Source organism: Kribbella sp. NPDC048928, from assembly GCF_043197975.1.
Classification (GTDB): domain Bacteria; phylum Actinomycetota; class Actinomycetes; order Propionibacteriales; family Kribbellaceae; genus Kribbella.
This window is the reverse complement of the sequence record NZ_JBICUC010000003.1, coordinates 425,722-440,974: the sequence shown is the minus strand read 5'-3', so window position 1 is coordinate 440,974 and position 15,253 is coordinate 425,722. Positions and strand designations below refer to the sequence as shown.

The 15,253-nt window shown below is 69.2% G+C and carries 11 protein-coding genes; all 11 read right to left on the bottom strand.

What is annotated here, in order from left to right:
- Window positions 1-209 precede the first annotated feature (209 nt).
- The 11 genes from ACGFI6_RS15510 to ACGFI6_RS15460 all read right to left on the bottom strand — a co-directional run bounded on the left by ACGFI6_RS15510 (window position 210) and on the right by ACGFI6_RS15460 (window position 15,233).
- Window positions 210-2,672: an ATP-binding protein gene (locus ACGFI6_RS15510; protein ID WP_393118882.1), complete on the bottom strand. Its 2,463-nt coding sequence runs from the start codon at window positions 2,670-2,672 to the stop codon at window positions 210-212.
- Window positions 2,673-2,775: 103 nt separating this feature from the next.
- Complete coding sequence (locus ACGFI6_RS15505) at window positions 2,776-3,219, bottom strand: hypothetical protein (RefSeq protein ID WP_393118880.1); 444 nt, start codon at window positions 3,217-3,219, stop codon at window positions 2,776-2,778.
- A gap of 17 nt (window positions 3,220-3,236) precedes the next feature.
- Window positions 3,237-3,983 carry a 4-hydroxy-tetrahydrodipicolinate reductase gene (gene dapB, locus ACGFI6_RS15500; protein ID WP_393118878.1) on the bottom strand — a complete coding sequence of 249 codons (747 nt, stop codon included), beginning with the start codon at window positions 3,981-3,983 and terminating at the stop codon, window positions 3,237-3,239.
- A 39-nt stretch (window positions 3,984-4,022) separates the two neighbouring features.
- Window positions 4,023-5,843, bottom strand: a complete 1,821-nt coding sequence (locus ACGFI6_RS15495; RefSeq protein ID WP_393118876.1) for a hypothetical protein — start codon at window positions 5,841-5,843, stop codon at window positions 4,023-4,025.
- Window positions 5,844-5,870: 27 nt separating this feature from the next.
- Complete coding sequence (locus ACGFI6_RS15490) at window positions 5,871-6,866, bottom strand: ABC transporter ATP-binding protein (protein ID WP_393118874.1); 996 nt, start codon at window positions 6,864-6,866, stop codon at window positions 5,871-5,873.
- The gene (locus tag ACGFI6_RS15485; RefSeq protein WP_393118872.1) at window positions 6,866-7,867 is read right to left on the bottom strand and encodes an ABC transporter ATP-binding protein; all 1,002 of its coding nucleotides are present in this window, start codon (window positions 7,865-7,867) and stop codon (window positions 6,866-6,868) included. The genes ACGFI6_RS15490 and ACGFI6_RS15485 overlap by 1 nt, the downstream gene beginning before the upstream one ends.
- 115 nt (window positions 7,868-7,982) lie before the next feature.
- Window positions 7,983-8,882 (bottom strand): ABC transporter permease, encoded by a 900-nt coding sequence (locus ACGFI6_RS15480; RefSeq protein ID WP_393118870.1) that lies wholly within the window; start codon window positions 8,880-8,882, stop codon window positions 7,983-7,985.
- Entirely contained in the window at window positions 8,875-9,801 is a 927-nt protein-coding gene (locus ACGFI6_RS15475) for an ABC transporter permease (RefSeq protein WP_393118868.1), read from the bottom strand. Before ACGFI6_RS15475 ends, ACGFI6_RS15480 begins: the two co-directional genes overlap by 8 nt.
- The gene (locus tag ACGFI6_RS15470) at window positions 9,798-11,381 is read right to left on the bottom strand and encodes an ABC transporter substrate-binding protein (protein WP_393118866.1); all 1,584 of its coding nucleotides are present in this window, start codon (window positions 11,379-11,381) and stop codon (window positions 9,798-9,800) included. The genes ACGFI6_RS15475 and ACGFI6_RS15470 overlap by 4 nt, the downstream gene beginning before the upstream one ends.
- Window positions 11,382-11,709: 328 nt before the next feature.
- Window positions 11,710-13,473, bottom strand: coding sequence for an ABC transporter ATP-binding protein (locus ACGFI6_RS15465; protein WP_393118865.1), 1,764 nt, complete (start codon window positions 13,471-13,473; stop codon window positions 11,710-11,712).
- The gene (locus ACGFI6_RS15460; protein ID WP_393118863.1) at window positions 13,470-15,233 is read right to left on the bottom strand and encodes an ABC transporter ATP-binding protein; all 1,764 of its coding nucleotides are present in this window, start codon (window positions 15,231-15,233) and stop codon (window positions 13,470-13,472) included. Before ACGFI6_RS15460 ends, ACGFI6_RS15465 begins: the two co-directional genes overlap by 4 nt.
- Between the last annotated feature and the right edge of the window lie 20 nt (window positions 15,234-15,253).

The following is a 15,253-nucleotide window of genomic DNA, read 5'->3' as shown; positions in this document are numbered from 1 at the left end:
ACGGCCACCGCCGATGACGTGGCTTCGGCCGGCTGTGCGGGTGGGGGGACTGCCTGGGGGGTCAGACAGAACACAGCCGGTCGAGTCACGCATTGTGGTCCGCGCCTCCAGATCCCTCGCGGGGTACCGTCGATCCCCCAGGTCGTGGTGCTCCGCGAGGCACCCTTCGGGTCAGCTCGCGACCGTACGATCCCGGATCGACCTCGTGCTCAGAGCGGATCCCGGGTCCGTCGCGCGGGTGCGACCGGGTAACCGTCCGCGACAGCGGCGAGCGGTGCCGCGCGACCGGCCGACCAGGCGTGGCGGAACGCGCGCCGCTCCAGCGATTCCTCGACCGCTGCCCGGGTGCTGTCGTAGTCGGCCTTCTCGATCCGCGGCACCGGCGCCCCGATGACGTCCCGGAGCTCGCCCGCGGCGCCGAGCAGGAAGGCGGCGTACTCGCTCCGCCCGCGGTGCTGCGCGACCGCGGCCAGCTCCTCGAGGACACTGGCCGATCGCCACCGGTCGCCGAGGTCGCGATGCTCCGCCAGGCTCTCGTCCAGCAGATGCACGGCGCGTTCGGTCAGGCCGCGGCGGCGTTCGACAATGCCCAGCTGGTTCAGGGACCAGGCGACCCCTTCGCGGTACCCGAGCCGCTGCGACAGCGCGAGACTCTCCTGCAGCAGGTCCTCCGCCTCGACCAGCTCACCGTCGTACTGCGCGATCGTGCCGAGGCTGATCAGCGACCAGGCCAGCCCTTCCCGGTCGCCGACCACCCGGAAGCTGTCGCGGGCCCGCCGGCAGCGACGGGCACCGATCTCCAGGTCTCCGCGCAGCCAGGCCACGAAGCCGAGGTGGTTGTGCGCCCAGGCCATCCCGGCGCGATCGCCCAGGCTCTCGTACAGGTCGTAGCTCTCGCAGTGCAGGTCCTCGGCCGCGCCGTAGTCGCCGCGTTCGCGGGCCACTCCCCCGAGCCGCTGCAGCACCATCGCCGTACCGGCCTTGTCATCGAGTGCCTGGTACTGCGTGCGGGCGGTCTCCAGACGTTCGGTCGCGGCGTCGTACTCGCACTGGAGGAAGGCCAGCGTGCCGGCGCCGAGGTTGGCCTTCGCGTACGCCGGCGCGCGTTCCGACGGTGTCGCGCCGCCGAGTTGCAGCGCGCGCTCGAGCCACTGGCTGCCCTCGGCGTAGTGGCCGCGCAGATAGCAGAACAGCCACAGCCCACCGGCCAGCCGCAGCGCCTCGGCGGCCGAGTCCGTCCGCAGCGACCAGGCCATCGCGACCCGGAGGTTCGAAAGCTCTGCCTCCAACCGGTCCAGCCACTCCGCCTGCTCCGGGCCGCGCAGCTTTGCCTCGGCCTCCTCGGCGAAGCTCAGGTAGTACTGCGCGTGCCGCCCGGCAGCCGCTTCGGCCCCGCCCGCGGCCTGCAGGTGCTCGGCGGCGAACTCCTTGATCACGGCGAGCATGTAGTACCGCGCGACGCCGCCGCGCCGGACCACCTTGATCAGCGACTTGTCCGCCAGCCGGCCGATCAGGTCGAGGCCCTCGACCCGCGTCGTCACCCCGCTCAGAACACTCGCGGCCGCGCCGAGCGTCCATCCGCCCGCGAACACCGACAGCTGCGCGAACATCTCCTGCTCGGCCGGCGTGAGCAGTGCGTGACTCCACTCGATCGCGCCGTACATCGACTGCTGGCGCGGCGACGCGGTCCGCGATCCACCGGCCAGAATGCCGAAGGACGTCTCGAGCTCGTCGGCCAGCTCCTCGATCGTCATCACGTTCGTCCGCGCCGCGGCCAGCTCGATCGCGAGCGGCATCCCCTCCAGGCGGCGGACGACGCGGGCGACCTGGTCGAGCTGTCCGGCCGGGTCGTAGCCGCGCGCGGTCGCGCGTTCGACGAACAGCCGCACCGCCTCCGAGGTCTCCAGGTGGTCCTGGTCGTGCGGCAGGCTCAGCGACGGTACGACGTACACGCTCTCGCCGGTCAGCCGCAGCAGCTCCCGGCTCGACGCGACGATCGACAAGTTCGGGCAGTGTTCGAGCAAGGTGGCGCAGACCTGCTCGACCGGTACGAGCACGTGTGAGCAGTTGTCGAGCGCCAGCAGCATCGCGCTGCGGCCGATCTGCTCGGCGATGTCCTCGACGCGCCCGGTCTGCAGGCCGAGGGCCGCGGCGACCGCCGGGACCACCGTCTCCGGATCGGTCAGCGGCGCCAGCGGGACCCAGCAGATGCCGTCCTGGAAGTTGTCCGCGACCTCGCCGGTGACGGCCTGCATCAGCCGCGTCTTGCCGACCCCGCCCGGTCCGGTCAAGGTGAGCAAACGGGTGATTCGCTGCGCCAGCAGGCGGGTCGTCGCGGTCAGCTCGGTGGTACGACCAACCAGTTCACTGGTCGGCGCGGGCGGCGGGCGGAGCGAGAGCCGCGCGGTGTCGGCCTCCGTGCGAGCCGCCGCGGTAAGCAGCAGCCGGTCCGGATCGCCCAGCCGCAACGCGTCGGCGAGCAGGCGCAGCGTCTGCGCTCGCGGCGCACGCCGGCGTCCGCGCTCCAGCGCCGCGATCGCGTCGACGCTCAGACCGGCGAGCTCGGCCAACCCTTCCTGCGACAGCCCCGCCTCCCGTCGGTGCTTCCGCAGCAGTCCGCCGAATCCAGCCCCCTGCACGTCGTCCGAGCCGCGGCGAGACCCGTCTGACACCACAGGACGGCCCACCCAGTCTCCGGCCTTCTACGCGGCGGCTGCCACGTACTGTCCTGAAAATAGCCCGAATCACACGCTGTTGTCAGGCTTCGGAGTGAACTCACGGCGTCGAGTCGTGCTGCCCGATCGCCTTCCGCATCGCTGCCCGGGCCCGTTTCCGGTCCCCCGCCGCGTCGTACGCGGTCGACAACCGGAACCACACCCGCCAGTCGTCCGGTGCCGCCTCGGCCTCCGCCCGGTACCGTCCGAAGGCCTCGTCGGCGGCGGCCCGGTCGATCCGCCCGGACGGACGCCGGGGCAGATCGTCGACCGGAAGACCGCCGGCCGCCTCCAGCTCCCGGGCCAGTCCCTCGGTCTGCCGGCCGAACTGGATCTCCCGCCAGACCAGGTACGCGCCGATCAGCGGGAGGACCAGGACCGCGAGCCCGAGGACGACGGAGACCGCTGTCCCGACCTTGATCAGCAGCACACCGCGCCAGCCGATCAGTCCGGCGTACGCGACGAACACGAGCGCCAGGACGAACGCGGTCGGCTTGGCCTTCATCCGCCGAGATCCAGCATCTAGCCGAGATCCAGGAAGTGCTCGAGGCCGACCGTCAGCCCGGGGGCGCCGCCGACCCTCCGGACACCGAGCAGGACACCGGCCATGAACGAGACGCGGGCCATCGAGTCGTGCCGGATGGTCAGCGTCTCGCCCTCGTCGCCGAACAGCACCTCCTGGTGCGCGATCAGCCCGCGCAGCCGGACGCCGTGCACCCGGATCCCGTCGACGTCCGCGCCGCGGGCCCCGTCGAGCGCGGTCGTGGTCGCGTCCGGGATCGGTCCGGAGCCGGCCTCGCGGCGGGCCTCGGCGATCAGCTCGGCCGTCCGGCGGGCGGTGCCGGACGGGGCATCCACCTTGTCGGGGTGGTGCAGCTCGATGATCTCGACGGACTCGTAGTACCGGGCGGCCTGGGTGGCGAACTGCATCATCAGCACCGCGCCGATCGAGAAGTTCGGCGCGATCAGGACGCCCGTCGACGGCGACTTCTCCAGCTGCGAGCGGAGCGTCGCGAGCCGCACGTCGTCGAAGCCGGTGGTGCCGACGACCGCGTGGATCCCGTGCTCGATGCACCAGGCCAGGTTGTCCATCACGACCTCGGGACGGGTGAAGTCGACGACGACCTCGGCACCGGCCGCGGTCAGCGCGTCGAGCGCGTCGTCCTGGTCGAGCTGCGCGACGAGCTCACAGTCACCGGCCTCCTCGATCGCGAGGCACGTCTGAGCGCCCATCCTGCCCTTGGCCCCCAGCACACCGACCTTGATCATCCGCACCCGTCCTCCGGTCCAGTAGAAGATCCAAGGATCTCATCCGGTCGCGACGGCGGCCCGCTCGGCCTTCGGAACCCACACCTGCAGGCCGATCGTCTGCCGCGCCGGCGCCAGCAGCTCGTAGTCGGCGTGGAAGTCCAGCCCGCAGGCGTGCAACGCGGTGATCTCGGCGTCGCTGATCGCCCGGTTGAGAATCAGCACCGGCGGCGGTGCGGGCCGCTGTTTCCGGCAGACCTCCTCGATCCCGGCGGCGGTCCGCCCACGTTCCTTGGGCGCGATCCACGCCTCCCCCACCGGTCGGCCGCCGAGCATCAGTACCAGGCCGGCCATCTTGTCGAAGGCAAGCATCGGGCGCCCGGGCGTCTCGGCGTACGGGTGGAGATCGTTCGCCAGCAGGTGGTAGTTCTGTTCGGCGGCCGGCGCCAGGTACAGGCCTTTCAGCGCTGGGAGCGTCGAGGCCGCAGTCAGCTGTGCGTGGCCGACCGAACGGTACGGGTAGCGGAGCAGGCCCGTGTACGCGATCGTCGCGGTGGCAACGAGCGACCCCACCAGCACGAGCCCGACAGTCGCCTTGGCCACGATCGGTGTCGCCCAGATTCCGGTCAGTACGGCGATGAGCACCGCGGCCCAGGCGGCGAACGCGTTGAAGCCGATCGTGTAGAGCCCGGTGTTCGTCCCGAACGCCTGCACGAACGGGAGCACGACGAGCAGCGCCAGGATCACCCAGGTACGCCGGTTCTCGCGGCTCAACCGCGAGCAGTCCGTCACGCCGACGCGGCCCGCGATGAGCGCACCGGCCGCGGCCACCACGGCGACGAGTACGGCGGCCAGCAGCGTCTCGGCGTACAGCGGGATGTGTTGCGAACCGCCCAGCGCACCGTCGTCGACGACCACGCGGCGTACCGACAGGATCAGGGCGATGAGGGCGATGACCGCGGCGGCGATCCGGAGCCGGCGCCAGCGGGCGATGACGGTGACCGCGGTCGCGATCAGGAGCAGCCCGTGCGCGACGAGTGTCCGGCCGAACAGGTCGATGGTGCTCGACCAGTAGAGCTGCAGCAGCTCAGCCGGCGAGTACGACGTACCGGCGATGAACTTGTTGACCTTCACGATCCCCGGCACCGCGACGTTCAGCCGCACCACGAACAGCTGCACGACCAGCGCGGTCAGCACGATGCCGCCGAGGGCGTAAAGGATGCCGCGGGCAACGGATCGCCACGTCTGGCCGGCCAGCACCACGACCGCGGTGATCACGATCAGGCCGATCACCACGACCGAGGTCCACTTGGCGAGCAGCATCACGCCGATCACCAGGCCGAAGACCACGAAGATCCAGAACGGCACCGGTGTACCGCGATCAACCGCGGCCGCCATCCACAGCACACACGACGTCAGCGTCAGTACGCCCAGCAGCACCACATCGTTGTAGCCGGGCGTCTGCGGCAGCCAGCTGTAACACATCCCGCCCGCGGCAAGGATCACCGCCGTACCGGCGATCTCCCACAACCTGGTCGGCGGCATCCCCGGCCGCCGGCCGCGCAGCCAGCGCATGAAGCTGTATCCGAACAGGAGATGGACGACGACCACGGTGAAGAGCCGGAAGAGCCGGAGCCGGACGATGTCGTACCCGAACCACTCGAAGACCGGGCCGTACAGGTACTGCACGCCGGTCAGCGCCAGCGGATTGCTGTCCCACCACCGGTACGAGAGCAGATAGTAGCCCTCGTCGGTGATGTCGAACCCCTCGTTGGCGGCCCGGCCCGCGGTCAGGATCCACCACGCGGCCAGCCCACCGGCCACCATGATCACCCCGGCAAGCAGCGCGACCCGACTGCGTGCCGAGGGAACCGTACTCACGGCCGCCACCCTAGGGCATGTGCTGACTCAGACTGTGGAGTATGCCGCTTGCGCGTCCTCCGCGAAGTGGCACGAGACGATCTGGCCGGACTTCAGCTTGCGGAGCTCGGGGACGTCGGTGCTGCACTTGGCCTCTGCGCGCCCGCAGCGGGTGTGGAAGCGGCAGCCGGACGGCGGCGCCACCGGCGACGGCGGGTCACCGGCCAGCACGATCCGCTCCCGGCCCTGCCGCGCGAGGCCGGGCTCCGCGGACAGCAGCGCCTGCGTGTACGGGTGTGCGGGCTCGCCGTACACCTGCTGATGCTCGCCCAGCTCGGCGACCTTGCCGAGGTACATCACCGCGACCCGGTCGGAGACGTGCCGGACGACCGACAGGTCGTGCGCGACAAACACGATGCTCAGCCCGAGCTCGCGCTGCAGCCGCATCAACAGGTTCACCACCTGCGCCTGCACGGACAGGTCGAGCGCCGAGACCGGCTCGTCGCAGAGCAGTACGTCCGGATTGAGCGCGATCGCCCGCGCGATCCCGATCCGCTGCCGCTGACCGCCGGAGAACTGGTGCGGGAACTTCGTCTCGTCCTCGGACCGCAGGCCGACGAGCTCGAGCAGCTCGCGGACCCGCGACCGGATGTCGACGCCCTTGGACACGTCCGGGTGCACCTGCAGCGGCTCGGCCACGATCTCGCCGACCCGCATCCGCGGATTCAGGCTGGAGTACGGGTCCTGGAACACCACCTGGACATTGCGCCGCCAGCGACGCAGCTCGCGGCCACGCAGCTTGCTGACGTCGACGCCGCTGTACTCGATCTGGCCCTCGGTCGGCTTCTCCAGCGCCGCGAGCAGCCGGACCAGCGTCGACTTCCCGCAGCCGGACTCGCCGACGATGCCGAGCGACTCGCCCTTGCGCAGCGTCAGGTCGACACCGTCGACCGCGCGTACGACGGTCTTGGTCCCGAAGCTCAGCGCCTGGCTGATGTCGTAGTGCTTCACGACGTTCGTTGCCACCAGCAACTCGTCGGCCATTACACGGCCTCCCTCTCGGCAAGCGTCGTCCGCCGGATGCACGCGGCGTCACGTCCCGGCGCAACGGTCAGCAACGGCGGTAGGTCGCGGGCGCAGTCGTCGATCGCGATCGGGCAGCGGGGCCGGAACGCGCACCCGGACGGGATCGCGTGCAGCGAGGGCGGCGTACCGGGAATGGTCGGCAGCTCGCGGCCCTTGAGGTCGGCCGACGGCATCGAGCCGAGCAGCCCTTCGGTGTACGGGTGGACAGGGTGCTCCAGCGCGTCCGCGGTCGCGGCACGCTCCACGACGTGACCGGCGTACATCACGACGACGTTGTCGGCGACGTCCGAGACCACGCCGAGGTCGTGGGTGATCAGTACGACACCCATGTCCCGCTCGGCCTGCAGTTCCGCGATCAGCTCGAGGATCTGCGCCTGCACGGTCACGTCGAGCGCGGTGGTCGGCTCGTCGGCGATCAGTACGTCGGGGTCGAGGGCGAGCGCCATCGCGAGCATCACGCGCTGCCGCATGCCGCCGGAGAACTCGTGCGGGTAGTCGCCGACGCGCTTGGCCGCGGCCGGGATCCGTACCCGGTCGAGCATCTCCGCGGCCTTCGCCATCGCGTCCCGCTTCGACAGCCCGCGGTGCACCCGGTAGCACTCGGCGATCTGCGTCCCGACCGACTGCACCGGGTTGAGCGCGGACAGCGAGTCCTGGAACACCATCGTGATCCGGTCGCCGACGATCTTGCGGCGTTCCTTCACGGTCATCGAGATCAGGTCGGCGCCGCGGTACTCGGCCGTACCGGACAGGATCCGGCCGGGCGGCATGTCGAGGATCCCGGTCAGCGCCTGGGTCGACACGCTCTTGCCCGACCCGGACTCGCCCAGGATCGCCAGCGTCTCCCCGGCCCGTACCTGCCAGGACACCCCGTCCACGGCCCGCACCGGCCCCCGCGGCGTATCGAACTCCACCGTCAGGTCGTCAACCTTCAGCAGTACTTCACCAGTCGCAGTCATCGGGCCTCCCGGTCTGGACTGAGGAGCGCAGGGAGCGTAGCGACCGGAGCGACGAGGGAAGACCGGGAGGTAAAGCCCGATGACTCACCGAGCCGGAGGCGAGGAATTTGGACTGTCATCGCATCAGTTTCGGGTCGAGGGCGTCTCTGATCGAGTCGCCGATGATCATGAAGGAGATCGTCATCGTGGAGATGAAGATCGCCGGCCAGATGAACAGGTGCGGGGTGTCGCGGTACGACGCCGCGACGCCGAACTGCGAGCCCCACGAGATCGACGGGGGTTGCAGGCCGACGCCGAGGAAGGTCAGCGCGGCCTCCAGCCCGACCATGCCGCCGATGCCCAGGGTGGTCATCGCGAGCAGCGGGGCCATCGAGTTCGGGAAGACGTGTTTACGCAGGATCCGTAACGGTGGCACCCCGATCGAGCGGGCCGCCAGCACGTACTCACGGTTTCGTACCGAGAACACCGTGGCCCGCATCAGCCGCATGCCGCCCGGCCAGCCGATCAGGAAGATGACGCCGACGATGATCCAGATGCTCCGGTTCTGCACCGAGTTCAGGATCACGATCAGCACCACGATGCCGGGGATCGAGAACAGTACGTCGGCGGTCCGCGAGATCAGCGCGTCGACGAAACCCGGAAAGTACCCGGCTAACAGGCCGAGCGAACCGGCCAGGACGAACACACCGAAACTCGCGCAGATGCTGACCAGGACCGACGGTCGCGCACCGTAGATCACGTTGGCGAAGTAGTCGCAGCCCTGGATGTCGAACCCGAACGGGTGCCCCGGGCCGTGACCCTGCCGGCTCTTGGTCAGCTCGCAGAACCGCGGATCGGCGGAGGTGAAGAGCTTCGGCACCGCCGCCATCGTGAAGAACGCGAGCAGCAGCAGACTGCACAGCACGAACTGCGGCTTGCGCAGCAGCGCCCGCAGCAGCTCGCGGTTGGACAGCGTGCGGCCGTCGCCGATTTCCTGTGCCTCGGCACCGACCGCGGCAGAGATCTGTTCAGACATTGCGCACCCTCGGGTCCAGGACGCCGTACAGCACGTCGACCAGCAGGTTGATCAGGATGAACGAGATGAAGGCGAGCGTCGACAGCAGCACCACCACCCCGCCCTCCTTCAGCTTGATCGCCTGGAACAGGAACTGACCGAGCCCGGGCAGGTTGAAGATGCTCTCGGTGATGATCGCGCCGCCGAACAGGCCGGCCAGGTCGAGACCGATGAACGTGACCACCGGGAGCAGCGCGTTCGGCAGGATGTGCCGCCACAGCACCCGCTGCTCGCCGAGGCCCTTGGCCCGGGCGGTCTTCACGTAGTCGGCGTTCACCGTCTCCACGATCGACGTCCGCATCAGCCGGCCGAGCCCGGCGAAGCCGAGCACACCGATCACCAGCGCGGGCAGTAGGTACGAGCGTGGATAACCTTCCAGGATGCCCGAGACCGGGAACCATTTCAGCTCGACGGCGAACACGTACTGGGCGGCGAAGTAGGCCACCAGCCCGGGGATCGCGAGCAGCACGAGCGTTGCCAGCAGCAACGACCGGTCGATCCAGCCGTTCCGCTTGAAGCCCGCGTAGATCCCGAAGAACAGCCCGAGCACCCACTGGAACACCAGGCTCATGGTGGCCAGCTTCAGGGTGACCGGGATCCGCAGCCGGAGCTGGTCGGCGATGTCGGCGCCGGCGAACGTGGTGCCGAAGTGCCCGGTGAGGATGTCCTTCATGCTCAGCAGGTACTGCACCAGGAACGGATCGTCGAGGTGGAACTGGGCCCGCTTGGCGGCCAGCACCGCGGCAGGGATGGGTTTGTCACCGGCCAGTTCCCGCAGGGGGTCCCCGGGCATCGCGAACACGAGCGCGAAGACCCCCAGCGTGACGATCAGGCCGATCGGAATCGCCGCGAGGATGCGGCGGAGGACGAAACGAATCACTTGAAGGTCGCCCAGAGTGCCGAGACGCCGACGTACTTCGAGACCCGCGGCTCGATCTTCGCCGAGTGCAGGTACGCGTTCGACTTGGTGTACAGCGGGATCAGCGGCATGTCCTCGAGCGCGATGTCCTCGGCCTGCTGGTAGAGCTTGATCGCCTTGTCCGGGTCCGGCTCGGCGTCGCCCTTGGCCAGCACGGCGTCCAGCGCCGGGTTCGAGTAGCCGGCGAAGTTCGCGTCACCGTTGGACTTGAACATCGGCGTCAGGTAGTCCTCGATCGACGGGTAGTCGTGGCCCCAGCCGCCGAACCGCAGACCGTCGAGCTTGCGGGAGTCGGCCAGCTCGGTGATCTCCGAACCCTGCTTGCCGGTGTACTTCACCTGCAGGCCGAGGTTCTGCCGGAGCATGTTGCCGATCGCCTCGGCGAAGATCTGGCCGGTCGCGGACGTGGTGCTGTAGCTGATGTTCACGACACCGGAGAACCCGCCGGCCTCGGCGAGCAGCTGCTTGGCCTTGGTCGCGTCGAAGTTACAGGTCTTGCACGCGTCGGCGCGGTAGCCGTTGATGTCCGGCGCGATCAGGCCGGTGGCCGGCTCGGACAGCCCGACCAGGTCGGCGAAGGCCTTCCGGTCGATCGCCTCGGAGAAGGCGTGCCGCAGTTTCGGGTTCTTGTACCGAGCGTCCCAGGCCGGGAACACCAGGTAGTTCGCGCCGGAGCTGACACTGGTCACCCACTGGTCCGGGGCGTCGGTCTTGAAGGTCTTCACCTTCGTCGACGGCACATCGGTGAAGTCGACGTTGCCGGCCAGGAACTCGTTGTACGCGGTGTCCGCGTTCGGGATGAACCGGTACGTGATCGAGTCGGCCTGCGGCACCTGCGCGCCCTTGTAGCCGTCCCACTTGGCCAGCTTGATGTCGTCACCGGCGTTCCAGTCGGCGGCCAGCTTGTACGGGCCGTTGCCGATCGGCTTGCGCTTGTAGGCGTCCGGATTCTTCCGCACCTCTTCGGGTAGCGGCGCGAGGCCCAGGTACTGCAGGGTCAGGCCGAACTGCGAGAACGGGACCTTGAGCTTGACCGTGAAGGTCAGGTCGTCGACCTGCTTCAGGCCGCTGAGGGCCTTCACCGACGTCGGCTTCGGCGTGGCGCCGTCCGGGGTCGGCGGGTTCATCGCGTCGTAGCCCTCGACCTTGGAGAAGAAGCCGTTGTTCTTCCAGCCGTTCGACCCCTCGGCGGTCATGTTCCAGCTGTCCACGTAGTCCTTCGCGGTCAGCGGCTGCCCGTTCTGGAACGTGTTCCCGGGCTTCAGCTTGATCGTCCAGGTCTGGCTGGTCTTGTCCGGCGTGACCGAGTCGGCCATCACGTTCTGCAGCTTGCCGGTTTCGGGGTCCGTGGTCACCAGCGGGGCGAACATCGCCATCGCGATCTGGATCCCCGGACTGCCGTTCTCGTTCAGCGGGTTGATGTACTCGAGCGGATCGGCAGCGATCGCGATGACTTCGCTCTTGCTGCCGGAGCCGCTGCCACCGCTGCTGCTCTTGCCATCTCCACAGGAGGCGAGCACCAGCGAGAGGCCGAGTGCCACCCCAACTACCCCAGTCAGACGTCGCACGGTCAAACCAACTTCCTCGGCGGGAGGGCCGCTTAGGCGGATCAAGCGTCATGGTGGCTGGTCGAAACTGCGCATGTCAACGTTGTCAGACGCAAAGCGGCGGCGCGTAACGCAGGCGTTACTTTGCCAAGACCTCAGACGACCGGCCCCTGGTTGTGAAGCGAGCCCCCACTTAATCAGATCAGTGCGCCAGAGTCATCAGATGACACCGCAGTTTGTGTCAAACCTCGCGTCTGCGCACAGTTGCGCACTCCGGGCCTGTTCGAACAACTCCAGTACGTGTCGACGACACTGCCCGGGGTTACCGGTAACCGGCTGCTTGCAGGCTGTACAGCTCCGCATACGTTCCGCCGTACGCCATCAGCTCGTCGTGCGTCCCGCGTTCGGTCACGCGACCCTTGTCGAGGACCACGATCAGGTCCGCTGAACGGACGGTCGAGAAGCGGTGTGAGATCAGCAACGTGATCCGCCCGTCGGCGCGACCCGCCCGGGCTTCGGCAGCCAGCTGGTCGAAGAGCGCGGCCTCCGTCTGCGGGTCCAGCGAGGCGCTCGGCTCGTCCATGACCATCAGCAACGGCGCCGGACGGACGAACGCGCGCGCGATCGCGAGCTTCTGCCACTGGCCGCCGGACAGCTCGACACCGTCCGCCCACGACGTACCGAGCGGGGTGTCGATGCCGTGCGGGAGTTCGTCGACGAAGGTCGCGTCCGCCTTGCCGAGCGCGGCGCGGATCCGCGTGGGCGGCTCCGAGAGTCCGCCGACGGCAACCGCCTCTCCGACCGTGAGCTGATAGCGCACGAAGTCCTGGAAGCCGGCGCTCAACCGCTGCCGGTAGGCGTCGACGTCCATCGCGGCCAGCTCGACGCCGTCAACGAGCACCGCACCGTCGAGCGGGCGGTACAGGCCCGTGAGAAGTTTCACCACGGTCGTCTTGCCGGCGCCGTTCTCGCCGACCAGCGCAACCGTTTGCCCAGCGGGCAGGAACAGATCGGTTCCGGACAGCGCAAGCCGTTCGCCGTTGCCGTACGAGAAGGTCACGTTCTTCAGTTCGATGCCGTGCACGAGCCGCTCCGGCACCGGCTCGGTACCTGGGTTGTGGTGCGCCTGCTCGGCGAGCCAGAAGTAGTGCCCGGCGGACGTACGAACGCGTAGTACGGAGCCGGCCAGGTCGAGGATCCGGGACGCCGCACTGACCACGGCACCTGCCAGTGCGATCGCCAGCGCGACATCGCCCGGAGTCACCTGGCCGGCTTTGGCTTCGTGGAGGACGATCAGCAGCGCGCCGCCGTACGCGATCGGGAAGACCGACCAGCCGATGGATCCGATCGCGACCGACCTGAACAGCGCCGCATGGGCGATCCGGTTGGCATTGTCGGCGGCGCCTTCGTGCTGCGCGAGTAGCTCGCCGCTCAGGGACGCGACGTGGATCTCCTGCGCCGACGACGGCGCGACGGACAGCATGAACAGCTGCTGCGCGAGCCGCCGTTGCGGAGCTGCGTCCAGCTCGGAGCGTCGGCGGAGCTGCTCGGCGCGCCGACTCAGCCACAACGCCGGGATCGCGACGAGCGGCAGCACCGCCAGTACTGGCTCGAGCTTCGCGAGCAGGACCGTGCTGATCACCAGTTGGGCCACGACCAGCGGGCCGATGAACGGCAGCGTCACGCTGTCGCCGAGTTCGGACGCCTCGCGGCGCAGCGACTGCAGGCGATCGAGGAACTCGGGGCGTTCGAAGTGCTGGATCTGCGGGGCGCCGGCGGCCAGCCGCAGGACTCGGCGCTCCGAGACGAAGCTGGACCGCTCGCGCATCCGGATCGTCGCCCAGCGGTAGCCGATCGGAGCCACCAGTACGAGGGTCAGTGCGATCGCGACACCGATGCCGCCGGCAACCATTTGTGAGTGGTCGCCGGACACCACGCCGTCGACCAGCGGCCGGATCGCGAGCGCGAACAGCAGCGGGCTGACGAAGCTCGACATCGTGACGACGGTGTAGAGGATGAACAACCCCGGCCCGATCTCCCAGCCGAGCCCGACCAGCAGCCTGGCGGTCGCAATCCACGACTTCACGCCGGACCTCCTTCGAACCGCGCCGCCTGCAGGCGGAACATCCGGGCGTAGGTGCCGTCGAGAGCGAGCAGTTCGTCGTGCGAACCCTGCTCGATCACCCGTCCCTCGTCGAGTACGGCGATCGAATGCGCTTGCCGCACGGTGGAGAAGCGGTGCGAGATCAGAATCGTGGTCAGCCCGGCAGTCAGGTCCAAGAACCGCCGGTACAGGTCGGCCTCGGACCGGGCGTCCAGATGCGCGGCCGGCTCGTCGAGCACCAGTACGGACGCGCCCTGCTCGACCGCGTACAGGGCTCGTGCCAGCCCAAGCCGTTGCCACTCTCCCCCGGACAGCTCGACACCGCCGTCGAACTCGGACGAGAGGACCGTCTGCCAACCGTTCGGCAACGCGTCGACCACGCTCGTCGCACCGGCTCGTTCGGCGGCCGCGTCGGGCGAACCATCCGCGCGACCGAACCGTACGTTGCTGTAGGCCGACATCGGCAGGCGCAGCGGCTGCTGGAACACCACGGCGAGCCGGCGCCGCCAGTCGTCGATGTCGAACTCCGCCAACTCGGTGCCGTCGATCAGGATCGAGCCGTGCGTTGGCTCGTACAGACCGCACAGCAGCTTCACCAGGCTGGTCTTTCCTGCGCCGTTCGCGCCGACGACCGCGAGCGACTGTCCGGCCGGGAGCGTCAGGTCGAGGCTGCGCAGGACCTGTCGATCTGCGGTCGGGTAGGCGAACGACACATCGCGGAAGGCGATCTCGTACTGGGGCCTCGCTTCCGCCGGCCGGGTCCCGGGTTGGCGCGCGTCTGACGCCGGCGCGACCGCACGCAGCGCGGCGTCGTACCGCTCGAGGGTCGCCAGTGCGAGCTCGGTCTGCAGGCCGGTCCACGACGACTGCTGGATCCCGCCGAGCGCGACCAGGAACGTCTGTACGTACGTCGCCGTCGCACCCGCCTGGATCCGCCCGGCCATCGCCTCGCGGACCACCAGCACGACGCTGCCCAGGACGACGACGCCCAGGAACGCGGTCGCGAGCAGCGGACGGCGGCCGGGGCGGCGCAGGACCCGCTGCATGGTCTCCGCCCAGGTCTCGCCGTGGCGCGCGACAACGTACTCGGCCAGACCGAACAGGCGGATCTCCTTGGCCGCGGGCGGCGTGGTGCCGAGCTCGTCGAAGTACCGCATCCGGCGGGCGGATTCCGTTGCACCGTAGTGGTGACCGGCCTCGGTACGGGAGGCGACCTTGTCCTCGTACGCAGCCCAGACGCCGGCCACGAGCAGACCCGCGCCGAGCCACCAATGGAACCCGCCGAGAATGACGCTCGACGCCACCAGCACGAACCGTCCGGTGGCGAGCCCGCCGACCGTGTTCGCGAGCCGGCCGGGCCGCGCCCAGTCGGCTCGAAGCGTGTCCCGCCCGACCTCCACCAGCGATGCCGTCGCCGGGTCCTCCAGATGCCGTACGCCGCTGGGCGCCGACACCGCCCGCATCAAGTCGTGCTGCAGCACCGCGTCGATCCGCTCCCCGAGCGCGGTCGCCGACGCCAGTTGCAGCGTGCCCGCCAACCACTGCAACAACAAACAACCGGCAGCAACCAGGGCCCAAGGCACCGCGCTGCCACCACCGACGACCCGCGCGACCACCCGCCCCAGCGCGACTACAGTCCCAACCGGCGCCGCAGCCGACAACGCCACCGTCACCGCCGTCAGCACGACCAACTTCCGATCCGCCCGCCAAGCCACAGCCACGAATCCCCGAAGTCCGGTCACCCGCCACAGTTAACCGGACT